We start from the raw sequence: 22571 nt of genomic DNA, 5'->3' as shown, positions 1-22571 counted from the left end.
ATGAGGCTAGCCGCCACCACCGACAGTTTTCGCACTGCCTCAGCCGTGCGCCGCGTTGATCGTGATCGTCAGTACTTCGGGGTCGCCCGCGAAGACCGCTCCGCTGAAGTCCGGGCCTGGGCTCACGTCGTCGTACGGGAACGCGTACCCGCGGTTGTCCGGCAGTTTCGAGTGGACGATCCGCGCGTAGTGGTTGGTCACGTCGCCCGCGTAGAAGCGAGCCGGGTCCTCCGCCGTCGGCTGGTTCGGGTTGTCCAGCAACGTGGTCCGGTTCAGGGCCGCGGCCAGGCGGGGAACGATTGCCTTGCGCGCGTCGCTCGCGCCGGCAGCCAGCGCGAACGGGCCGCTGTCGCAGCTCCACACGTCCGCCGTCGCCGGCTTGGCGAACGACTCGGCCCCGAACACCAGCTGGTCGCCCGAGACGCGGCCCGTGAACGTTCCCAGGCCAGGATTCTGCGAGTCGACGACCAGGTCGGTGCCCGCGTACTTCTGCCACACCTGGTCGATATAGCCGTCGAGGTACCCGCCGAACTGGGTCGCGTGGTGGTGCGGCGACAGCACGCGCAGGTTCCCGCCACCGCCCGTCTGCACCAGGCCCGGCCACTCGCCGCCCAGCCCCGACAGCTCGGACGCGATCTGGTCGAGCGCACCGGCCGGCAGTCCGTTGACTGTCGACGTACCGGAGCCGGACGTGGTCAGGGAAAGTCCCATGGGGATGCCCACGAAGTCGACGTAGCTGATGTTGGCGAACAGCTGCGTGTCGTTGAACGTGAACTCGCTGAACGACCAGTTCTTGCCGTAGTTCGCGTCGCCGGAGTTGAGGAAGCTCGGGTGCACCAGGTTCGGCCCCGGGTCGAGGAAGAAGTCGAGCTTCGCGTCCGTGACGACGTAGATGCGCGCGCCGCCCATCTTGGGCACCGAAACCTGCGCTCCCGAAGAGATCGGGATGGCGCAGTCCTCCGGTAGCGGAGTCGTCGGCGCCGAGGGCGAGTCCGGGTAGTACGGCGTGCCGTCGGCGCGCAGCAGCACCAGGCGCCCGTCCGGCGTCGTGCCGGTGACGTAGGCGTACACGGTGCCGGAGCCCGAGTTGTTCACCAGCTTGAGGCCGAACGTGTCCGGCGTCGCGGCGTAGGCGGACCGCGCGAGGGGCAGCGCGGTGGCCGTGGCGAGCGTCGCCGCCGTGAGGCTGAGGAACGAGCGACGGGAGATCATGGTGTCCTCCACGTTGAGGAGACGGATTGCGGAGTCCATAAAGGACATCCGAGGACGGTTCGCAGGTATTCGTTGTGGACGTCAACAAACTATGACTCCACTTTCGTTACCTGGCAACCCTTCGAAAGAAGGTCCAGACCACTGCTTCAGCCGGCCCGCGCGCTGCCCCGCCGGGACGAATTCCAAACCCGGCTCCTCCCGGACTGCCCACGGGTACCGGGTGCGGAGTACTTCCGGGCACATCCCTTGACGCGGGCGCGGACCGGCGGTGACAGTGGACGGCCTCGCAGGTCGTGGACGACCCCGTTCCCCTCAGGAAGCGAGATCTCCATGCGCACCGTCAAGCGGCTCACCGTCGTGCTGGCCTCCTTGTCCCTCGTGCTGACCGCCGCCCCGGCGCACGCCGAAGCCGAGTGGACCACCGTGTTCCAGGACGACTTCGACGGCGCCGCCGGCACCGGCCTCGGCGCCCAGGACTGGCTCTACGACACGGGAACCGGCTACCCCGGCGGCGCGGCGAACTGGGGCACCGGCGAGCTCGAGACGGCCACGAACTCGACGGACAACGTCTACCACGACGGCGCGGGCCACCTGGCGATCAAGCCGCTGCGCGACGCCGCCGGCAACTGGACGTCCGGCCGGATCGAAACCCAGCGCACCGACTTCGCCGCCCCCGAAGGCGGCCAGCTCGAGATCAGCGCGACACTCAAACAGCCCTCCCCCGCGAGCGGCCTCGGCTACTGGCCGGCGTTCTGGGCGATGGGCGCCGACGCCCGCCCGGTCGGCGCGACGAACTGGCCGAGCATCGGCGAGCTCGACATCATGGAGGACGTCAACGCCCTGAGCAAGCACTCCACCACCTTCCACTGTGGACAGTGGCAGGGCGAGTGCCACGACCCGGACGGCATCACCAGCGACCTCCAGGACTGCGCCGGCTGCCAGGACGGCTACCACTCGTACTCGGTCATCGTCGACCGCCGGGACGCGGCCGCGGAGGAGCTCCGCTTCTACCTGGACGGCAACCAGACGTTCTCGGTCAAGCAGAACCAGGTGTCCGACGCGACCTGGAAGGCCGCCGTCGACCACGGGTTCTTCGTCATCTTCGACGTCGCGATCGGGGGCTCCTACCCGAACAAGGTCTGCGGGTGCACCTCCCCGAGCGCGGACATCACGCCCGGCGCCGAGATGAGCGTCGACTCGCTCTCGGTGAAGACCAGCGTGGGCTGACTTGTAGGCTGACGCCATGAGCGTCCGCCACACCGTCGTCGAGTCCCCGGTCGGCCCCCTGACCCTGGTCGGCGACGGCACCGCGCTCATCGGGCTCTACTTCGACGGCCACCTGCGCACGCCCCGCGTCACCGCTCTCGGGCCTCGCACGGACGACGGTTTCGAGAGGGCGAAGGAGCAGCTCGGCGAGTACTTCGCGGGCACGCGGCGCGAGTTCGACCTCGAGCTCGCGCCGCGTGGCTCGGCGTTCGAGAAGCAGGTCTGGGCACTGCTGACGAAGATCCCGTACGGCGAAACCCGCACGTACGGGCAGCTGGCCGCCGAACTGGGCGACCCCGGGGCCGCGCAGGCGGTCGGGAACGCCAACGGCTGGAACCCGATCAGCGTCATCGTGCCCTGCCACCGCGTGGTCGGCACCAGCGGCGGCCTGACCGGGTACGCCGGCGGCCTCACCCGCAAGCGGTTCCTCCTCGGCCTGGAGGAACCGCCCGCGGACGAGGTCGGCCGGCTGTTCTAGCCCGCCGAGCAGGTCACGGTCGGTGCCGTCAGGTTCCCGCCGTGCTGGACGGTGAAGCCGATGACGTTGCCGCTCCCGTTGGACCGCGCGGTCAGCACGTACCCCGTGCTGTCCCAGGTTCCGGTGTAGTTCCAGCTGCCGATGACCTTCTGGGGCGCGTGGAAGGTCACCGTGAGCACCCAGTTGTTCGCCCCGGTCACCGTCACCTGGCCGTTGAAGCCGACGTTCCACTCCGCCGTCTTGGCGTAGGCCGCGGTGCAGCCGCCCGGCGTCGGAGTCGTGGTCGTCGGGGTAGGGGTCGTGGTCGTCGTCGGGGTTGTGGTGGGAGTGGTGGTGGTAGAACCGCCGCCGGTCAGGCCGAGGAACGCGATCGCGTACGCCACCATCCCGTTCTGCGGCAGCGCGTGCCCGGCGCCCTGGACGCTGACCCCCTCGACCGGCGCCTGCGTGCCGGTGCCGCCGTAGCGGGTGCGCGTCCACCCGGACTGGGGCGCGTCACTCGACGACGGCGTCTGGCTCACGCCGCGCAGGTTGGTCCACTGCTTGATCTCCTCGCCGAAGTTCGGGTAGCGGAGGGTGTCGTCGGCGGTGCCGTGCCACAGCTGCATCCGCGGGTACGGGCCGCTGCGCCCGCCGCTCATCTGCCGGGCCTGGTCGCCCCACTGCTGCGCGGTCTTGATGAGCTGGCCGCCCGAGCACTGGCTGTTCCAGCTCGACCCGTCGGTGGTGGCGAAGCAGCCGGCCGGCACGCCCATGAACGCCGAGCCGGCGGCGAACACGTCCGGGTACTCGGCGGCGAGGACGTTCGTCATCATCGCGCCGGAGGAGAACCCGGTGACGAACACGCGGGCGGGATCGACGTTGTAGTGCTGCTTGGCGTAGTCGACCATCGACAGGATGCCGACCGGGTCGCTGCCGCCGCCGCGGGTGAGGGCCTGCGGCGAAGAGACGTCGAAGCACTGCCCGCTGCGTGTGGCCTCCGGGAACACGATGACGTACCCGTACTGGTCGGCCGCGGTGACGTAGTCGCGCGCGTAGCCGTTGAACACCGCCGAGGCCGAGCCGGTGCAGTAGTGGATCGCGACCAGCAGCGCCGGGCGGGCCGCGACCCGGTCCGGGACGTAGGCGTACATGTTCAGGTTGCTGGGGTTGGTGCCGAAGCCGGTGACCCGGTTCAGCGTGGCCGCCGACGCGGGCTGCGCGGCGACCACCAGCACGATGGCGGCGGCGATCGGCAGCAGGGCGGCGAGGAGGGCGGTGAGGAGTCTTCGCACGCGAGGAAATCCTTTCCGGGGGCAGGAGAGGAACTGCGACGATGGTTCGTCGCGGCCCCGGAACCGGTCAACGATTATCGCAAGGTTTCGGGACCTTTCGAACTGCCGACCGGCCGGACTGCTGAAAGGATCCACGGATGACCGAGCTCCTGCTGGGACCGCTGCTCCGGCACGTCGACGCCACCTCCGCGACGATCTGGGTCGAGACCGACGGCCCGTGCGAAGTCCTTGTCGCGGAAGCGAAAGCGCGGACGTTCGAGGTCTCCGGGCACCACTACGCGCTGGTCGTGCTCACCGGGCTGGAGCCCGGGCGGAGCACGCCGTACGAGGTCCGGCTCGACGGCGACCTCGTCTGGCCCGAGCCGGACGGCGACCTGCCGCCCAGCCGGATCCGGACGCTGACCCCGGGTGACTCCCGGTTCCGGCTGGTGTTCGGGTCGTGTCGCAAGCCGCGGGAGCAGGACGCGCTCGGCCCGGACGCGCTCGCCGCCTACGCCCACCGGATGGCCCGGCTCGACGAGACCGAGTGGCCCGAGTCGCTGCTGCTGCTCGGCGACCAGGTCTACGCCGACGAAACCACCGACGCGACGCAGGAGTGGCTCGCCTCCCGGCGCGACACGAGCGAGCCGCCCGGCACCGAGGTCGCCGACTTCGAGGAGTACTGCCACCTGTACTTCGAGGCCTGGTGCGACCCGGCGGTGCGCTGGCTGCTGTCCACCGTGCCGACGTCGATGATCTTCGACGACCACGACGTCCGCGACGACTGGAACACCTCGCAGGCCTGGCGCGAGGAGATGACCCGCGAGTCGTGGTGGCCGGAGCGGATCCGCGGCGCGCTCGTGTCGTACTGGGTCTACCAGCACCTGGGCAACCTCGGGCCGCGCGAGCTGGCCGAAGACCACCTCTACCAGCGGGTGAGCACCTCCGGGACGGACAACGCGCAGCTGCTGCGCGAGTTCGCCGACCAGGCCGACCGCGAAGCCGACGGCGCCAAGGGCACCCGGTGGTCCTACCGGCGCGACTTCGGCCCGGTCCGGCTGCTGGTCATCGACTCGCGCGCCGGGCGGATCCTCGAGGGCGGGCAGCGGTCGATGATCGGCGAGGACGAGTTCCGCTGGATCGAAGAGCAGGCCACCGGCGAGTTCGACCACCTGCTGATCGGCACGTCGCTGCCGTGGCTGATGCCCACCGCGCTGTCGGCGGCCCAGTCGGTCAACGAGCGCCTCTGCGCGCGGCCGGGGTTCATCGGGCGGGTTTCGGAGCGGTTCCGGCAGTTCGCCGACCTCGAGCACTGGCCGGCCTTCCGCGAGTCGTTCGACCGGCTGACGCGGCTGATCGGCCGGGTCGCGGAGGGGGGCTCGGCGTCGGTGAGTGTGCTCTCGGGCGACGTCCACCACGCGTACGTCGCGCGGGCCGACCTCCCGGGAGCGCCGGTCCACCAGCTCACCTGCTCGCCGGTGCACAACACCGTGCCCTGGTACATGAACCGCCTGTTCCGCGCCGGCTGGTCGCGGGGGCTGACCCGGCTGACCGAGGGGCTGGCGCGCCGGGCCGGCGTACCGCCCGCGCCGCTGACCTGGGGCTGCGTGTCGGGACCGCACTTCGGGAACGCCGTGATGACGTTCGACGTCGACGGCCGCACGGCCACCGCGACCCTGCTGCAACCCGAGCACGAGGGGGACCCGATCCCGCTCACCTGAGCGGGAGGGTGGGTGCGGCGCGGCCACCCTCGGCGACCTGATCGGAGCTAGCCTCGGATCATGGCCAGGGAGAACGCGCTCGGAGAGTTCCTCCGGGCCCGCCGCGAACAGGTGGGACCGGCGGAGCTCGGTCTGCCCGCAGGCGGGACGCGCCGGGTCGCCGGGCTGCGCCGCGAGGAGGTCGCCGTGCTGGCCGGTGTCAGCACCGACTACTACGTGCGGCTCGAGCAGGGCCGGGAGCGCCACCCGTCGGCGCAGGTCCTCGACGCGCTGGCCCACGGGCTGGCCCTGGACGAGGACGCCACCGCCCACCTGCACCGGCTGGCGCGGCCGGCACCGGGACGCCGTCGCACGCGGCGGCGGGAACAGGTCAGCCCGAACCTCCTGCGGCTGCTGGACGGCTGGCCGGACACGCCCGCGCTCGTGCTCGGGCGCTGCCTCGAGGTACTCGCGCACAACGCGCTGGGCGAGGCGTTGTTCGGCGGCCACACCCACAGCGGTGACCTGGTCCGGCTGGTGTTCCTCGACCCGGACGCGCGCGAGTTCTACCCGGACTGGGAGCGCGTCGCGGTCAACACCGTCGGCGGCCTGCGCGTGGCCGCGGGCCTCGACCCGGACGACCCGCGGCTCATCGAGACGGTCGGCGAGCTGTCGGTCAAGAGCGCGGACTTCCGCCGGCTGTGGGCCCGGCACGACATCCGGCAGAAGACGCACGAGACCAAGCGGTTCCACCACGCGCAGGTCGGCGAGCTCGTCCTGAGCTACGAGGCGCTGACCGTGAACAGCGCGCCCGGCCAGCAGCTGGTCGTCTACCAGGCCGAACCCGGCAGCCCGTCGGAAGCCGGGCTCGCCCTGCTCGGCAGTCTCGCCGCGAGCTAGAAAAACCTTTCATTCCGCAATGGACGGAGTACTTCGTCATGCCCGAAAACTGGTTCATCACCGGCTGCTCCACCGGCCTCGGCCGGGCCCTGGCCACCGCGGTGCTCGAACGGGGGCAGCGGGCCGTCGTCACGGCCCGCGACCCGGCGCGGGTCGCCGACCTGGTCGAGCGGCACGGCGACCGCGCGCTGGCCCTGCCGCTCGACGTCACCGACCACGCGCAGGTCACCGACGCGGTGAAGCGGGCCGAAGCCGCGTTCGGCCGGATCGACGTCCTGGTCAACAACGCCGGCTACGGCTACCTCGCCGCGGTCGAAGAAGGCGAGGACGACGAGGTCCGGAAACTCTTCGACGCCAACGTGTTCGGCCTCGCCGACGTCACCCGGGCGGTGCTGCCGGGCATGCGGGCCCGGCGGAGCGGGCACGTCGTGAACGTGTCGTCCCTCGGCGGGCTCGCCGCCTTCGGGGCCACCGGGTACTACCACGCGACGAAGTTCGCCGTGGAAGGGCTTTCCGAGTCCCTGGCCGCCGAAGTGGCGCCGCTGGGGATCCAGGTGACGATCGTCGAGCCCGCCGCGTTCCGCACGAACTGGTCCGGTCCCTCGATGCGCCAGTCGGCGACCCACCTCGACGACTACGCCGAGACGGCCGGCGCCCGCCGGACCGCGACCACCGCGACCCACGGCCACCAGCCCGGCGACCCGGTCCGCGCGGCCGAGGCGATCCTCGCCGCGGTCGGCGCTCCCGAACCGCCCCTGCGGCTGCTCCTCGGCAAGGCCGCCTACGACATCGCCACGGCCCGGCTCGACACCCTGCGGTCCACTTTCGACACCTGGCGCGAGACCACCCTCGGCGCCGACTTCCCCGTAAAGGAACCCTCATGAAGATCGTCCTCATCACCGGTGCCAGCAGCGGCATCGGCCGCGCCACCGCGCTGCGGCTGGCCCGCGAAGGCCACCACGTCGTGCTCGGCGCCCGGCGGGAAGACCGGCTGACCGCGCTGGCGAAGGAGATCCACGACGCCGGGGGCACCGCCGACGTGCACCGCCTCGACGTCACCGACCACGCGGACGTCGCCGCGTTCGCCGACGCCGCCGTCGAAGCCCACGGCCGGCTCGACGTGTTCGTCGCCAACGCCGGCGTGATGCCGCTGTCGCGCCTGGACTCCCTGCTCGTCGACGAGTGGGACCGGATGCTCGACGTCAACGTCCGCGGCCTGCTGCACGGGATCGCGGCCGCCCTGCCGCACTTCCGGCGTCAAGGCGGCGGGCACTTCGTGACGATCGCCTCCACCGGCGCGCACGAAGTCGTGCCGACGGCCGCGGTCTACTGCGCCACGAAATTCGCCGCCCGCGCGATCACCGAAGGCCTGCGCCTGGAGGCCGACCCCGGCCTCCGCGTCACGACCGTTTCACCCGGCGTCGTCGAGTCCGAGCTGGCCGACACCATCACCGAACCCGGTGCGCGGGAAGCGATGCGCACCTACCGCGCGGTGACGCTCCCGCCGGACACCATCGCCGGGGCGATCTCCTACGCGATCGGGCAGCCGGACGGCGTCGACGTCAACGAGGTCGTCGTGCGGCCCACCGCCCAGCGGTGACCGCTCAGCGCCGGGTCAGGAGAGCTGTTCGGCGGCATCGTCGTCCGCCGTCGGCGAGGTGTCGGTCGCGTGCAGGTGGCCGACCTCCTGGGCCAGCACCATGGTGAAGGCGCCGTCGCGGTCGCGCTCCCAGGTCGTCACCGAGCCGTTCGGGACCTCGGTGGCGTGGGCGGCGCGCATCAGGTCGGGCTCCGGCAGTCCTTCGAGGATATAGCGCAGGCCGAAGATGGTCATCTCGTGCGCGGACAGCAGAACCCGCGCGCCGGGGTGGTCCGAGCTGAGCTCGCGCAGCAGGGATCGCAGCCGCAGCACGACGTCCGCCCAGGACTCCCCGCCCGGCGGCCGGTAGTAGAACTTGCCCAGCCGGCGTTTGCGCCGCAGCTCGTCGGGCCACCGCTCGCGGACCCCGTGCGAGGTCAGCAGGTCCAGCACGCCGAGCTCGCGGTCGCGCAGCCGCTCGTCCGGCACGATCGGCACGCCGGCGGGCGCGGCCAGGCGCGCGGTGTCCCAGGCCCGGCGGTAGGTCGAGGTGACCACGAGGTCCGGCGGGTGGCCGGCGAGGAACTCCCCCGCGGCCTTCGCCTCTTCCCGGCCCAGCTCGGTCAGCGGGACGTCGGCGTCACGCTCGGCGATGTCGATCACGTCCGCCTCGGCCGCCTCCGCCTCTTCCCGGGCCACGTTCCCCGCGCTCTGGCCGTGGCGCAGCACGGCCACCCATTCCAAGTCCACGCTCACGCCGGGCTGGTTACCCCCGCGGACCCGCCGGTGAAACCCGGGATGGTTAGGCGGGCCAAGGGCTTGCGGCTAGGGTCGTTCCATGTCGCGAAGTCTCGACGCCGAGGACCGTCTCAAGCTGCTGGAGACGATCATCGGCGCGCCCGCCGAGCACCTCGGTCTGGCCGGCTTGCTCGCCGAGACCCTGCAGCGCCTGTGCGAAGTCCTGGGTGTCGACACCGCGACCGTGCTGCGGTACCAGCCCAGTGGCCGTCAGCTGGTGGCGTTCGCGGCGGCCGGCATCGAAGAGGAGGTCCACCAGGGCGTGCGGGTGCCGGTCGGCAGCGGCTTCGCCGGCCGGGTGGCGCTCGAGCGCACGCCCGTCGTCCTCGACCACGTCGACGAAACCACCGTCGTGAACTCCCTGCTCTGGGAACGTGGGCTGCACTCCATGCTGGGGGTGCCGATGGTCGCCGGCACCGAGCTCGTCGGGGTGCTGCACATCGGCTCCGTCGCGCGCCGGCGGTTCAGCGCTGCCGAAATCGGCACCATGCAGCTGCTGGCGGACCGCCTGGCCCTGGCGATCCAGGTCGAAACGCTCGAAGAGAACCGCACCGCCACCATGGCGCTGCAGCGCAGCCTGCTGCCGAACCGCCTGCCCGACATCGACGGCCTCGCGTTCGGCGCCCGGTACGTGCCCGGCGCGGAGGCCGGCCTCGGCGGCGACTGGTACGACCTGTTCTCCCTCCCCGGCGACCGCGTCGGCGTCGTGATGGGGGACGTCTCGGGCCACGGCCTCGAGGCCGCCGTGATCATGGGACGGCTGCGCAGTGCCCTGCGCGCCTACGCCCTCGACTGCGAGAGCCCGGCCGACGTCCTCGCCAAGCTCGACCGCAAGGCCAACCACTTCGAGCACGGCGCGATGGCCACCGTCGCCTACGGGATCGTCGAACCGGGCCGCGAGACCATGGCCCTGTCCCTCGCCGGCCACCTGCCGCCCGTGCAGGCCGAACCGGGGGAAGCGGGGCGGCTGCTGGACGTGCCGCCGGATCCCCCGATCGGGCTGACCATCGGGCAGCCCCGGCGGCGCACGACGGTGGTCGGCCTGACGCCGGGCGGCATCCTCGCCTTCTACACCGACGGCCTGGTCGAGCGCCGGGACCGGCCGGTGGACGCCGGGATGCGGCAGCTCGCGCAGACCCTGCGCGCCGGTGACCCCGACCGGGTCTGCGCCCAGGTGATGGCCGCGATGATCGGCAACCGGCCGGCCCAGGACGACGTCGCCCTGCTGGCCATCCGGCGCCAGGTCGTCCCGGCCGGCGACTGAGCCGGCCGGGACCGCACGGGGGTCAGGAGGCGGTCAGCGCCGCTTCCCGGGTCGGGAACAGGGAAAGGCTGTCCTCGAGGCCGGTCAGCTGGATCGGGCGCAACGTCGCCCGGCCGGAGGCCACGATCCGCACCACGGTGGCGGACCCGGCGTTGCGGTGGATGGTCAGCAACGCCGTCAGGCCGGGCGAGGCGAGGAACTCCACCCGGGTCAGGTCGACCACCAGCAGCGGCGGTGCCGAGGCCAGTGCCTCGTCCGCGGCCTGCACGAGAGCCGGCGCCGTGGTCGTGTCGACGTCGCCGGCGACCTCGACGACGATCGCTCCCTCCTGCTCCGTTCGGGCGATCCTGAACTCGCCGAATGGCACAGCGGTGGCTGAGCCCTCAGTGTGGGTGTGCTCCGTCATCGTGTTCTTCTCCTCGCCTTCGCAGTGCCACCGGGGTATCCGGCGGGCACGCGTGATCACGAAGGCTGTCTGCTCAACCGGGATCAATCATGCCCGTCCCCGGCGGCCGCCGCCGTGTCAACACCCCTTCCGCTTTGCGAGCCGACCCTGAACAGGCAGGATGTCGTCATGGCCGAAACGGACGCGACCGGGAAATCCCTCGGTGACGCCGCGAGCTCAGCGGGCACGGTGGCGCTGGAAAACCGGAACGGGACCGCCGTCCTCCGGGTCGGCGGTGCGCTCGACCTCGCGCTGGCGCCGAAGCTGCGGCAGCTGGCCGAGCGCGCCGCGCGCCTGGAGCCCGCGGTCCTCGTCATCGACTTGACCGGGGTCACGTTCCTGGCCTCGGCCGGCATGGCGGAGCTCGTGCGGGCGCACCGCGGGCGGACGGCGTCCGCGCCGTTGCGGGTGGTGGCCACCGGCCGGATCACCCTGCGGCCGCTGCAACTGACCCGGCTGACCGACGAGCTCGTGATCTACCCCTCGCTGTCCGAGGCGCTGGCCACCGGATGACGACCCCGGGGTTCGACGACCTGCTCGGCGCCGTGCGCCGGGCGTTCGTCGACGGCTCCGGAGCTCCCGTCGCCACCGGCGTCCGTCCCCTCGAACCCGCCGAAGCGCGCGCCGTGCTCGGCGACCACGTCACGGTCGCGGTGACCGACCGGGCGCTCCTGGCGGACCTGGTGCCGGGGCGCGAGATCACCGCCGCGATCGCCGTCGCCGGTGACGGGCGCGGCGCCCTCGTCCACACCACCGAGCGGGTCGGCGGGACACCGTCGGCCGTCGCCGAGGCCGTCGACGCCGCGACCGCCCACCTGGCGGGCGCCGTGCGGCGGCTGCGGAGCGAAGCCGCCGTGCTCGACGCCCTGCACTCCACCGGCCGCGAGCTGACCGCGCACCTCGACATCGACCGGATCGTGCAGGACGCGACCGACGCGGCCACCCAGGCGACCGGCGCCGGGTTCGGGGCGTTCTTCTACAACCTGGTCGACGAGTTCGGCGAGTCGTACACGCTGTACACGATTTCGGGCGTGCCGCGCGAGGCGTTCGAGCGCTTCCCCATGCCGCGCAACACCGAGGTGTTCGCGCCGACCTTCGACGGCGCCGGCACCGTCCGCAGCGCCGACATCACGCAGGACCCGCGGTTCGGCAAGAACGCGCCGTACCAGGGGATGCCGGAGGGGCACCTGCCCGTGTGCAGCTACCTCGCCGTCTCGGTGCTCAGCCCGACCACCGGCGAGGTGCTCGGCGGGTTCTTCTTCGGCCACCCGGAGCCGGACCGGTTCACCGCGCGGCACGAGTACCTCGCCGAGGGCATCGCCGCCTATTCGGCCATCGCGCTGGACAACGCCCGCCTGTACGAGCGCGAGCGCAACCTCGCTTCCGAGCTGTCGCGCAGCATGCTTCCGGTCGTGCCGGCGACGCCCGGCCTCGACGTGCTCACCCGGTACCTGCCCGCGGCGACCGGGAGCAAGGTGGGCGGCGACTGGTTCGACGTCATCCGGCTCCCGTCCGGCGCGACCGCGTTCGTCATCGGCGACGTCGTCGGCCACGGCGTCACGGCCGCGACCGTGATGGGCCAGGTCCGCACCGCCATCCGCTGCTACGCGCTGCTCGAGCTGCCGCCGTCGGAGGTGCTGCGCAACGTCTCCGCGCTGACCGGCGGGTTGTTCGGCGAAAGCTTCGTCACGTGCTTCTACGCGGTCCACCGCGCGGACGACGGGACGCTGACCTACGCGAACGCCGGCCACCTGCCGGCGATCCTCGTCCGCCCGGACGCCGAGCCCGAGGAAATCGGCGAGGCGCTCGCGCAGCCGCTGGGCGTCGGCGCCGAGTTCCCCCAGCGCAGCACCGCGTTCCCGCCCGGTGCGGATCTGGTGCTCTACACCGACGGTCTGGTCGAAAGCCGCACCCGGGACCTCACCCTGGGTGTGGAATGGCTCCTGGCGGGCATCCCGGGGCTACTGGCCTCGGCCGACCTCGGCCCGGCGTGGGACAAGCTCGTCGACGAGCTGACCCACGGCCGGCACGACGACGACATCGCGCTGATCCACGTGCGCAACCGCGGAGAGGACGGAGCATGACGGATCCCCTCCCCCCGGGCGCGCCCGCGCCCCCGGCGACGTTCCACCGGCGCACGGTCGCCGATGCGGACCGGCTGCCGGAGCTGCGCGGCGCGCTGGCGGACTGGCTGGGCACGCTCGGCCTGAGCGAAGAACGCCAAGAGGACGTCGTCCTCGCGGGCTACGAAGCGATGGCCAACTCCGCCGAACACGCCTACCGCGACGGCGAAGCAGGCCAGGTGGAGGTCCGGGCCGAAGCGCAGGACGGGCGTTTGACGGTCACGGTCACCGACTACGGCGCCTGGCGCGCCCCGGCCGCGACGAACGGGCTGCGGGGCCGCGGCCTGCTGCTGATCGACAGCCTCGCCGACCACAGCGCGCAGGTGCACCGCGAAGACGGCACGACGGTCACGATGACCTGGCTCTCCCGGGGCTGAGCACGCGCGGCGGCGCCGCGCGCACGCGGGTAGGCTCACCCGGGGCCGCGTCAACCGGGAGTGTGATGAGCGTCGGCGAGGAATCCGGCCAGCGCGCCGTCTTCCCGGGAACCAGCCGGATGGCGGCCCGGATGCGGGAGTTCGACTGGGCGTCGTCCCCGCTGGGGGAACCGGCGGACTGGCCGGTCAGCCTGACGACGGCCGTGCGGATCTGCCTCACCTCGCGCTTCCCCATGATCGTCTGGTGGGGACCGGATCTGCGGTTCCTCTACAACGACGCCTACCTGCCGCTGCTCGGCACCAAGCACCCGGCGCTGGACAAGCCGGGCGCGCGCGTCTGGGCCGAGATCTGGCACATCATCGGCCCGATGCTGGAAAGCGTGATGACCACCGGCGAGGCGACCTGGTCGGAGGACCTGCTGCTGCCGATGAACCGGCACGGCTACTGGGAAGAGACCTACTGGACCTACTCCTACAGCCCGGTCCACGACGACGAAGGCACCGTGCGGGCCGTGTTCACCGCGGTCACCGACACGACCGAGCGCGTGATCGGCGAACGCCGGCTGGCCACGCTGCGCGAGCTCGGCGCCCAGGCCGGCATCGCCCGCACCGTCGGCGAAGCCTGCGAGCTGGTCGCCGACGTGCTCGGCCGGGCCGGCGCCGACGTCCCCTACGCCGCGATCCACGTCCGCGAAGACGAGGGCGAGCTCACCCTCGCGGCCGTCACACCCGGCGGGGCCGGGCACGCGGACGGCTGGCCGCTCGGCGAGGTGCTCGCCGAGGGCGTTCCGCGCACCGTGTCCGACCTGACGGCCTTCGGCGAGCTGCCGTCGGGCACCTGGTCCACCCCGCCCGCCGAGGCGGTCGTCCTGCCGCTGCCCGGACCCGCCGAGGCTGCCGGGGTGATCGTGCTCGCGGCCAGCGCCGGGCGCGCGCTCGACGAGTCCTACCGGACGTTCCTCGGGCTGGTCGCCCAGCAGACCGCGGCGCTGGTCAACGGCGCGCTCGCCTACCGGGCCCAGCAGCGGCGCGCCGAGGACCTGACCGCGCTGGACGCGGCGAAGACCACGTTCTTCGCCAACATCAGCCACGAGTTCCGGACCCCGCTCACCCTGATCCTCGGTCCCGTCGCCGAGCTGGACCGGACGCTCGGCGACGCGGACGAGCGCGTCCGCGAGGAGATCGCCGTCATCCACCGCAACGCGCTGCGGCTGGGCCGGCTGGTGAACAACCTGCTCGACTTCTCCCGGATCGAGGCGGGCCGGATGCAGGCGCGGTTCGAACCGGTGGACCTCGCCGCGTTCACCGCGGAGCTGGCGAGCGTCTTCCGCGCCGCCGTCGAACGGGCCGGGCTGGCGTTCGAGGTCGCCTGCGTCCCCTTGGCCGAGCCGCTGCACGTCGACCGCGGGATGTGGGAGAAGGTCGTCCTCAACCTGCTGTCCAACGCGGTCAAGTTCACCTTCGACGGCTCGATCCGGGTGGCCACCGCCGTCGACGGCGGGCACGCCGTGGTCACCGTGGCCGACACCGGGATCGGCATCGACGCCGCCGAGCTGCCCCGGCTGTTCGAGCGGTTCCACCGGATCCCGTCGGCGCGGGCGCGCTCGAACGAGGGCAGCGGGATCGGCCTGGCCCTGGTGCGCGAGCTCGTCGGCATGCACGGCGGCACCGTCACCGCCGAGAGCACGCCCGGCGAGGGCACGACGTTCCGGGTCCGGCTGCCGCTGGGCACCGGGCACCTGCCGGCCGAACACCTCGCCCCGGAGCCGTCGGCGGACGGGATCGCCGCCGGGATCGCCGAGCCGTACGTGCAGGAGGCCCTGCGCTGGCTGCCGGACGGCGACCCCGTCCCCGACGTCGTGCCCTCCCCGGTCACCGGCGCCCGCGTGCTGGTCGCCGACGACAACGCCGACATGCGCGACTACCTCGCCCGGCTGCTGCGCGAGGACTACGCGGTGACCGCGGTGCGCGACGGCGTGGAGGCGTTCGACGCCGCGTCCGCCGATCCGCCCGACCTGATCATCAGCGACGTGATGATGCCGCGGCTGGACGGCCTCGGCCTGCTCGCCGAGCTGCGGCGCGACCCGCGCACCGCCGCCGTGCCCGTGGTGCTGCTGTCCGCCCGCGCCGGGCACGAGGCCGCCGTGGACGGGCTGGCCGCCGGGGCCGACGACTACCTCGTGAAGCCGTTCTCCGCGCAGGAGCTGCTCGCCCGCGTCCGCGCGTCCATCCGGCTGGCCCGGCTGCGGACGCAGCACTCGCGGTGGCGCGCGGCGATGATCGAGTCCCTGCAGGAGGGCTTCTTCGTCTGCGACGCCGAGGGGCGGGTCGTGGAGCTCAACGCCGCGTGCACCGACCTGCTCGGCTTCGGCGCCGAGGGCCTGCCCTACGCGCCGCCGTTCCCCTGGACACCGGGCCGGGACGAAGATCCGAGCGCGTTCCGGCAGGTCGCCGACGCGCTGGAGCGGTCGCGGACCGAGCCGGCGGGCAGCTTCGTGCTGCCACTGCGGCACCGCGACGGGCACCGGGTGTGGGCCGCGATCGCCTACAACGAGCTGCACGACGACGAGGGCCGCCGCCGGCTCGTCGGCACGGTCCGCGACGTCACCGCGGAGCGCTACGGCGTGCAGCGGGAAAACGCGCTCGCCGCGATGAACCAGCGCCTCGCCGGGGTCAGCGGCGTGCCGGACGTGCTCCGCACCGCGCTGGACCTGCTGCGCGAGCTGTGGCAGGCCGAGCGCGTGCTCGCGGTGACCTGGCCGCGCGACGGCGAGCCCGAACTCGTGTCCACCGACCCCGGCGACCGGCGGTGGACGGACCTCACTGCGCCGCTGCGCAGCAAGCTCGACGAGGTACGCGCGCTCCCGGCGTTGCACGCGACGCCGGCCGAGGGCGGGGCCGGCGCGACCCTCGACCACCCCGGCGGCCCCCTCACGCTCTGGGTGGAGCCGGACCCGCGCCGCCCGCTCGGCACCGAGGACCGGACGCTGCTGGCGCTGCTGGCCGGGACGCTGGCACACGCGCTGCGCCGGGCCCACCGCGACGACCGGCAGCGCGAGGTCGCCATCGCCCTGCAGCGCTCGATCCTCGGCCCGGCCCTGCTGCCCGACGGCTTCGCGGTGCGCTACGAGCCGGCCAACCCGCCGCTGGAGGTCGGCGGCGACTGGTACGACGTCGTCCCCCTGGCCGGCGACCGGATCGGCATCGTCGTCGGCGACTGCGTCGGCCGGGGACTCGCCGCGGCCGCGGTGATGGGCCAGCTGCGCAGTGCCTGCCGCGCGCTGCTGCTGGAAGCCAACGGCCCGGCGCACACCCTGACCACGCTCGACCGGTTCGCCGACCGGCTGCCGGGTGCCCTGTGCACCACCGTCTTCTGCGGGATCCTCGACCCCGCCACCGGCGCGCTCACCTACAGCAGCGCCGGGCACCCGCCGGCCACGCTGGTGCACGACGACGGCTCGTCGGAGTTCCTCGACGCGGGCAGCAGCGTGCCGCTCGCGGTCCGCATCCCGGACGCGCGCCCGGAAGCGACGGCGGTCGTCCCGATCGGCTCGCTGCTGATGCTCTACACCGACGGTCTCGTCGAGCGCCGCCGCGAGTCGCTGGACGACGGCATCGACCGGGCCACCTCGGTCGCCCACGGCGCGCGGGAAGCCGACCTCGCGGACGTGGCGGCCACGCTGATGGGCCGGCTCCGGCCGGCGGACGGGTACGAGGACGACGTCGCGCTGCTGCTCTACCGCCGGTCCGTGCCGCCGCTGGAGCTGGACTTCCCGGCGCACCCGGACAGCCTCGCCTCGACGCGCCACTGGCTGCGCGCCTGGCTGGGCACCGCTTCGCTCGGGGAGGACCTCGCGCAGGACGTGCTCGTCGCCGCGGGCGAGGCCTGCGCGAACGCCGTCGAGCACGCCTACGCCGAGGACTCGGGGGACGCGCACCTCTCGGCCCGCTTCGCGGGTTCGCGCGTGGTCATCACGGTGACCGACCGCGGCCGCTGGAAGCGGCCACCCCCGGACAACCACGTCCTGCGCGGCCGCGGGATGCCGATGATGGAGGCCCTGTCCGACGCGGTCACGGTCCGGCACGACACCGCCGGCACCACCGTCACGCTGGAATGGAGAATCGGTTCGTGACGACGGCACTCACGCTGGTCGCCGCCGCGGGTGACGACGGGGACCGGATCCTGACCGTGACCGGCGAGATCGACATGAGCAACGCGGGCGAGTTCGGCTCGGCCCTGGACCGCGAGCTGGCGGCCGCGACCGCCCTGGCCGTCGACCTGACCGGGGTGACCTACGTCGACAGCGCGGGTATCGCGGTCCTGTTCGACCGAGCCTCGTCCCACGACCTGCGCCTGACCGCGCCCCGCCTGCTCGACCGCGTCCTGCGCGTCTCCGGCCTCACCCAGGTCACGAAAGTGATGATCCGCTGAGGGGTTGGCCGTCCCGCCACCGGGTAAGCGCATCGCAGCGACGGTCGCCGGGTGGGTTGTGCTCCGGTCGTCGCCAGGTGGCCCCGGCGCCCAACCCACGACGTTCAGCAGCGAGCGACGGGCCGGTGCCACCGCTCCCTCCTGGATCGCCGGCGCCACGCGGTCCGCGGGTACTGTGCGCGCAGGAACCGGACGGAGGTGAGCGAAGTGACCGGTGACCCGATCCCGTCCGACGACCTCGACGAGCTGACCGCGGCGATGGCGGGCCTCACGGGGGCCCTGGAGACCGAACCCTCCGAGGCGGAGATCCTCGACGCCGTCTGCGCCGAAGCCGTCCGGGCCGTGCCCGGGGCCGACATGGCCAGCATCACCGCGATCCGCGACGGCGAGCCGGAAACCGCCGCCTCCACCGACGAACGCGCCGTCGAGATCGACCGCGTCCAGTACGCGGCGGGCGAGGGGCCGTGCCTGCGGGCGGCCCGGACCGGCGAGATCGTCCGGCTGCCGCTGGCCACGGCCGGGACGCTGTGGCCCGAGTTCACCGAACACGCGCGCGGCCTCGGTGTGGGCAGCTACCTCGCCGCGCCGCTGCGCGTGGACGACAACCTCTCCGGCGCGCTCAACCTCTTCGGCTACGGCGACCACGGCTTCGCCGAGACCGACTCGCGGATACTGCGGCTGTACACCACGATCGTCTCGTTCGGGCTGCGCACCACCCGCCGCTACCACCGGGCCCGGCAGCGCGCCGCCGACCTCGAGACGGCGATGAGCTCGCGGGCGGTGATCGAGCAGGCCAAGGGCATTCTCATGGCCGTGCACGGGATCACCGCCGACGACGCCATGAAACGCCTGGTCGCGGAGTCCCAGCACACCAACGTGAAGCTCCGGGACATCGCGGCCCGGTTCGTCGAAAGCCTGTCGGCCGGCTGAGGCTCAGGCCGTGCGGCGGGCCGGGAACGGCCAGGTCAGTGTGATCACCGTGCCGTCGTCGGTCGACCGGAGGTCCAGACCGTCGACCAGGGCCTGGATCAGCCGCAGGCCGCGGCCGCCGTCGGACCGCTCCGCGATCGTGGCCCAGCGGCCCTGGTCGGCGACGGTGACGATCAGCACTTCCTCGTCGATCCTCGCCCGGATGTCGATCAGGCCTGGCCGGCCGCGGTAGGCGTGGTCCAGCACGTTCGCCATCGCTTCCCAGCAGGCCAGGACGACGTCGTCGGCCTGCCGGCCGACCTCGTCACCGGCGCGTCTGCGCAGCCACGACACGAGGTGCCGCCGCAAGCTCGGCAGGGTCCGTGGCGAAATCGTGCCGCGGTACCGCCAGCCGTCCGCTCCGTGCTCTTCCACGTTCACCTCCTCGGGGGACTGTGGGTTTGCTACCCACCGGTCGGATTTCTCAATCACGGGTAACGGCTTTCCCTGCTGCGTTCGGCTCTGGTGCGCCGCGGGCCGGCGTGATCGGATGTGCGGATGACTCGGTCGACGTCGTCCGTGGTGCTCTGCGCGGTGCTGGCCGCCGCCCTCCTTCCCGCGCCGGCGGCGGTCGCCGCACCGGCCCCGGGACCGGGTGCTCTCTCGCACTTCGGCCTGGCCCGCAAGGACTGCCTCGGTACCGCGCGGAACACGGCGAGCAAGGCGTGGTTCACGGTGGCGGGCGGGGTGCTGTCCGACGTCTACGCGCCGGTGATCGACAACACGAACGTCGAGACGCTGCAGTTCGCCGTCACCGACGGCCGCACGTTCACCGACCTGCAGGCGCGGGACATGACCTACACCGTCCGCACCAGCGCGGGCGGGATGGCCTGCGAGGTGACGTCGACCGCGCGCAACGGCCGGTACCGGCTGGTCACCGACTACCTGGCCGACCCGGCGCGGACCGGCGTGCTCATCCGGACGCGCCTGGACCCGCTTCAGGGATCCGGCCGCGACCTCAAGGTGTACGTGCGGTTCGACGCGAGCATCAACGGCAACGGCGGTGGTGGCCCGGCGAACGGCGGCGGCGACACCGCGACCGTCGACGCGGCGACGAGCGCGCTGGTCAGCGCCGACCCGAACACGGTGTCGAGCGCACCGGCCCGCGACTACGGCACCCCGCTGGCCGCCGCGCTGCGCGCCGACCGCCGGTTCCTCAGCACCTCCAGTGGCTTCGCCGGCACCGCGGGCGACGGGCTGGCCCAGCTCGACCGCGACCACCGGCTCACCGACCCGGCGTCGTCGGCCGTGAACGGCAACGTCGTGCAGACCGCGCAGCTGGACCTGCAGCCGCGCCGCCCGGCCGTGCTGGCGCTGGGTTTCGGCCCGGACGCGCGCGCGGCCGTCCAGACCGCCGGCGCGAGCCTGCGCACGCCGTTTGACCAGAGCTACCGCGACTACGCGCGCGGCTGGCGCGACTACGACAACGGGCTGATCCCCCTGCGGGGCAAGGACCCCGACTCCTACTACCAGTCGGTCAACGTGCTGAAGGCCAGTGAGGACAAGACGTTCCCCGGCGCGGTCGTCGCCTCGCTCGGCAGCCCGTGGGGGCAGGCGGTCTCGGCGGGCGACGCGCCCGGCGGCAAGCCCGTCTACTTCGGGTCCTACCGCGAGATCTTCGCCCGCGACCTCTACGAAAGCTTCTCGGGCCTGCTCGCCGCGGGTGACCGCGAGACCGCGCGGGCCAGCGTGCGGTGGTTGTTCAGCCGTCAGCAGCAGCCCGACGGCCGCTTCCCGCGCAACTCCATGCTCAACGGGAAGAAGGCGCCCGACTCCGGCGGTGACCAGCTCGACGAGAGCGCGTACCCGATCCTGATGGCGTTGCAGGCCGGGCTCGACCGGGACCGCACGCTCTACACCGAACACATCCGCGCGGCCGCGGACTTCGTCGTTGCGCACGGCCCGGCGTTCGGCTCCGAGCGCTGGGAGGAACAAGGCGGTTACTCCCCCTCGACGATCGCCGCCGAGATCGCCGGGCTCGTCGCCGCCGGCGTGATCGCCGACCGCAACGGCGACCCGGCGCGCGCCCGCGTCTACCGGGCGACCGCGGACCACTTCCAGCGCAGCATCAAGGGCTGGACGGTGACGTCCACCGGCCCGTACGGCGGCCGGTACTTCCTGCGGCTGCCCAAGAACGGCGATCCGAACTCCGAGTGGATCTACAACCTCGGCAACGGCTCGGTCGACGCCGACCAGCGCGCGGTCGTCGACGCCGGGTTCCTCGAGCTGACGCGCCTCGGCGTGCTGCCGGCGAACGACCCGGACGTCACCGCGTCGCTGGGCGTCGTGGACCGGGTCATCAAGCGGGACACGCCGGCCGGGCCGGGCTGGTACCGCTACGGGACTTCCGCGGCGGGCAGCGAAGACGGCTACGGCGACTGCTACGAGCCCGACCCGACGAACTGCGCGCCGACCGGAGCGCCCTGGCCGGGGCCGAACACCGGGTCGGGGCACCTCTGGCCGGTGCTCGCGGGCGAACGCGGCGAGCAGGCCGTGCAGACCGGCGACCGTGCGGGCGCGGCGGCGCTGCTGCGCGCCATGCGCGCGCAGACCGGCGGGACCGGTCTGATTCCGGAGCAGGCATGGGAAAACCCGGCTGTGCCGGCGTCGCCCTACGGCTCGGACCCGCGCACGGCGTCGATCGGCTTCGCCCCCGGGCAGCCCGCCGGTTCGGTCGCGCCGCTGAGCTGGGCGCAGTCGCAGTCGGTGCGGCTGGCCCGGGCCCTGGACGACGGCCGGCTGACCGAGCAGCCCGCCGACGTCCGCGCCCGGTACGTCACGCACGCCCCGCCCGCGGCGCTGGCGGTCACCCTCGACGCCCCGGCTTCGGTGTCGACCGCGACCGCGGCGGTCACCGGGACCGCGCCCGCCGGCAGCCGGGTCGACCTCGCCGTGTCCGCCACGGACGCCGGGACGACCTCGGTGCTGTCGACCCGGGCCTCGGCGGCGGGGACGTTCAGCGCGACGGTGCCGACGCCCCTGGGCGCGAACGTCGTCACCGCGGCCGCCACTTCCGGGACCGGGACCGGCTACGCGCAGAAGACGATCAGCTCGGACTTCGTCACCGGGACGGTCCTGCTCGACACGGCCGACCCGGACGGCGACGACAACGGGCCGGGCACGTTCACCTACCCGACGGCCGGGGACTTCCACGCGGGCGCGTTCGACCTGCAGCGGTTCCAGGTCATCGACTCGGGCCCGAACCTCGTGTTCCGCGCCCAGCTCCGCGACTTGTCCCCCACGTTCGGCTCGCCGCTGGGCGCGCAGCTGCTGACGATCTACGCGCACGACCCGGCCGCGACGGCGACGTCGACCGCGGCGCCGTTCCCGAGCCGGGCGTACTCGATCGCCGCGCAGGACGCGTGGAGCCGGCGCATCGAGGTCCAGGGCTTCGCCGACCCAGCTCTCGTAGACGCTTCGGGTGCTTCGCTGGCGACGCCGTCTGTCCAGGCTTCGCAGGCGACGCGATACATCACGGTGAGCGTCCCGAAGGCCGCCTTCGGGACCCCGGGCGCGGGCTGGACGTTCGCGGTGGTGCTGACCGGCCAGGACGGCAACTCCCCCGACCAGGCACGGCCGTTCACGCCGACGGCGGGGCAGTACACGTTCGGCCTGTGCGCGGCGGGCGGCACGGCGCCGATCTGCGCGGCGGACCCGGCGACGGCCCCGAAGGCGGTCGACGTGCTGACACCGGCCGGGGTGGACCAGGCGGCCGAGCTGGACCCGGCCCGCGGGCCGGTCGCGGTGCGTGGCGTGCCCGTGGGGTGATCTGGCA

The 22571-nt window shown here is 73.0% G+C and carries 19 protein-coding genes; 14 read left to right on the top strand and 5 right to left on the bottom strand.

What is annotated here, in order from left to right:
• Nucleotides 1-39 precede the first annotated feature (39 nt).
• Nucleotides 40-1212, bottom strand: a complete 1173-nt coding sequence (locus AB0C38_RS33650) for a glycoside hydrolase family 64 protein (protein ID WP_360681342.1) — start codon at nt 1210-1212, stop codon at nt 40-42.
• A gap of 330 nt (nt 1213-1542) precedes the next feature.
• Between AB0C38_RS33650 and AB0C38_RS33645 the strand changes: the two genes are divergently transcribed.
• Complete coding sequence (locus AB0C38_RS33645; RefSeq protein ID WP_360681340.1) at nt 1543-2439, top strand: glycoside hydrolase family 16 protein; 897 nt, start codon at nt 1543-1545, stop codon at nt 2437-2439.
• Nucleotides 2440-2455: 16 nt separating this feature from the next.
• Nucleotides 2456-2956: a methylated-DNA--[protein]-cysteine S-methyltransferase gene (locus tag AB0C38_RS33640; protein WP_360681338.1), complete on the top strand. Its 501-nt coding sequence runs from the start codon at nt 2456-2458 to the stop codon at nt 2954-2956.
• Here the strand turns inward: AB0C38_RS33640 and AB0C38_RS33635 are convergent.
• Nucleotides 2953-4230, bottom strand: a complete 1278-nt coding sequence (locus AB0C38_RS33635) for a PHB depolymerase family esterase (protein ID WP_360681336.1) — start codon at nt 4228-4230, stop codon at nt 2953-2955. The two genes, AB0C38_RS33640 and AB0C38_RS33635, sit on opposite strands and share 4 nt — an antisense overlap.
• Before the next feature lie 137 nt (nt 4231-4367).
• On the opposite strand from AB0C38_RS33635, the gene AB0C38_RS33630 reads away from it, so the two are divergent.
• The 4 genes from AB0C38_RS33630 to AB0C38_RS33615 are packed head-to-tail and all read left to right on the top strand — an operon-like array spanning nt 4368 to nt 8409.
• A complete protein-coding gene (locus AB0C38_RS33630; protein ID WP_360681334.1) occupies nt 4368-5930 on the top strand; it encodes an alkaline phosphatase D family protein in 1563 nt (520 codons plus the stop codon).
• Between the two features lie 60 nt (nt 5931-5990).
• Complete coding sequence (locus AB0C38_RS33625) at nt 5991-6809, top strand: helix-turn-helix transcriptional regulator (RefSeq protein ID WP_360681332.1); 819 nt, start codon at nt 5991-5993, stop codon at nt 6807-6809.
• A gap of 38 nt (nt 6810-6847) precedes the next feature.
• A complete protein-coding gene (locus AB0C38_RS33620) occupies nt 6848-7693 on the top strand; it encodes an oxidoreductase (RefSeq protein ID WP_360681330.1) in 846 nt (281 codons plus the stop codon).
• Nucleotides 7690-8409, top strand: a complete 720-nt coding sequence (locus tag AB0C38_RS33615; RefSeq protein ID WP_360681328.1) for an SDR family oxidoreductase — start codon at nt 7690-7692, stop codon at nt 8407-8409. The genes AB0C38_RS33620 and AB0C38_RS33615 overlap by 4 nt, the downstream gene beginning before the upstream one ends.
• Nucleotides 8410-8424: 15 nt before the next feature.
• On the opposite strand, the gene AB0C38_RS33610 is transcribed toward AB0C38_RS33615, so the two are convergent.
• Nucleotides 8425-9144, bottom strand: coding sequence for a histidine phosphatase family protein (locus AB0C38_RS33610; protein WP_360681326.1), 720 nt, complete (start codon nt 9142-9144; stop codon nt 8425-8427).
• An 82-nt stretch (nt 9145-9226) separates the two neighbouring features.
• Here AB0C38_RS33610 and AB0C38_RS33605 point away from each other — a divergent pair, with 82 nt between their 5' ends.
• A complete protein-coding gene (locus tag AB0C38_RS33605) occupies nt 9227-10450 on the top strand; it encodes a GAF domain-containing SpoIIE family protein phosphatase (RefSeq protein ID WP_360681324.1) in 1224 nt (407 codons plus the stop codon).
• 22 nt (nt 10451-10472) lie between these two features.
• Here the strand turns inward: AB0C38_RS33605 and AB0C38_RS33600 are convergent, their stop codons facing one another.
• The gene (locus AB0C38_RS33600) at nt 10473-10856 is read right to left on the bottom strand and encodes an STAS domain-containing protein (RefSeq protein WP_360681322.1); all 384 of its coding nucleotides are present in this window, start codon (nt 10854-10856) and stop codon (nt 10473-10475) included.
• Between the two features lie 168 nt (nt 10857-11024).
• Between AB0C38_RS33600 and AB0C38_RS33595 the strand changes: the two genes are divergently transcribed.
• From AB0C38_RS33595 to AB0C38_RS33570, 6 genes are all read left to right on the top strand, one after another.
• Entirely contained in the window at nt 11025-11408 is a 384-nt protein-coding gene (locus AB0C38_RS33595) for an STAS domain-containing protein (RefSeq protein WP_360681320.1), read from the top strand.
• A complete protein-coding gene (locus tag AB0C38_RS33590) occupies nt 11405-12979 on the top strand; it encodes a GAF domain-containing SpoIIE family protein phosphatase (protein ID WP_360681318.1) in 1575 nt (524 codons plus the stop codon). The genes AB0C38_RS33595 and AB0C38_RS33590 overlap by 4 nt, the downstream gene beginning before the upstream one ends.
• Nucleotides 12976-13395, top strand: a complete 420-nt coding sequence (locus tag AB0C38_RS33585) for an ATP-binding protein (RefSeq protein ID WP_360681316.1) — start codon at nt 12976-12978, stop codon at nt 13393-13395. The genes AB0C38_RS33590 and AB0C38_RS33585 overlap by 4 nt, the downstream gene beginning before the upstream one ends.
• Before the next feature lie 65 nt (nt 13396-13460).
• The gene (locus tag AB0C38_RS33580; protein WP_360681314.1) at nt 13461-17528 is read left to right on the top strand and encodes a SpoIIE family protein phosphatase; all 4068 of its coding nucleotides are present in this window, start codon (nt 13461-13463) and stop codon (nt 17526-17528) included.
• Entirely contained in the window at nt 17525-17827 is a 303-nt protein-coding gene (locus AB0C38_RS33575) for an STAS domain-containing protein (RefSeq protein ID WP_360681312.1), read from the top strand. Before AB0C38_RS33580 ends, AB0C38_RS33575 begins: the two co-directional genes overlap by 4 nt.
• Before the next feature lie 207 nt (nt 17828-18034).
• Nucleotides 18035-18757, top strand: a complete 723-nt coding sequence (locus tag AB0C38_RS33570) for a GAF and ANTAR domain-containing protein (protein ID WP_360681310.1) — start codon at nt 18035-18037, stop codon at nt 18755-18757.
• A 3-nt stretch (nt 18758-18760) separates the two neighbouring features.
• Here AB0C38_RS33570 and AB0C38_RS33565 read toward each other — a convergent pair whose 3' ends face one another.
• On the bottom strand, nt 18761-19171 hold the full coding sequence (locus AB0C38_RS33565; RefSeq protein WP_360681308.1) for an ATP-binding protein: 411 nt from the start codon (nt 19169-19171) through the stop codon (nt 18761-18763).
• A gap of 123 nt (nt 19172-19294) precedes the next feature.
• Between AB0C38_RS33565 and AB0C38_RS33560 the strand changes: the two genes are divergently transcribed.
• Nucleotides 19295-22564, top strand: coding sequence for a glucodextranase DOMON-like domain-containing protein (locus AB0C38_RS33560; RefSeq protein ID WP_360681306.1), 3270 nt, complete (start codon nt 19295-19297; stop codon nt 22562-22564).
• Nucleotides 22565-22571: the final 7 nt, after the last annotated feature.

Origin of the sequence: Amycolatopsis sp. NPDC048633, assembly GCF_040650695.1 — a bacterium.
Lineage (GTDB): Bacteria > Actinomycetota > Actinomycetes > Mycobacteriales > Pseudonocardiaceae > Amycolatopsis.
This window is presented reverse-complemented; position numbering and strand designations above follow the sequence as displayed.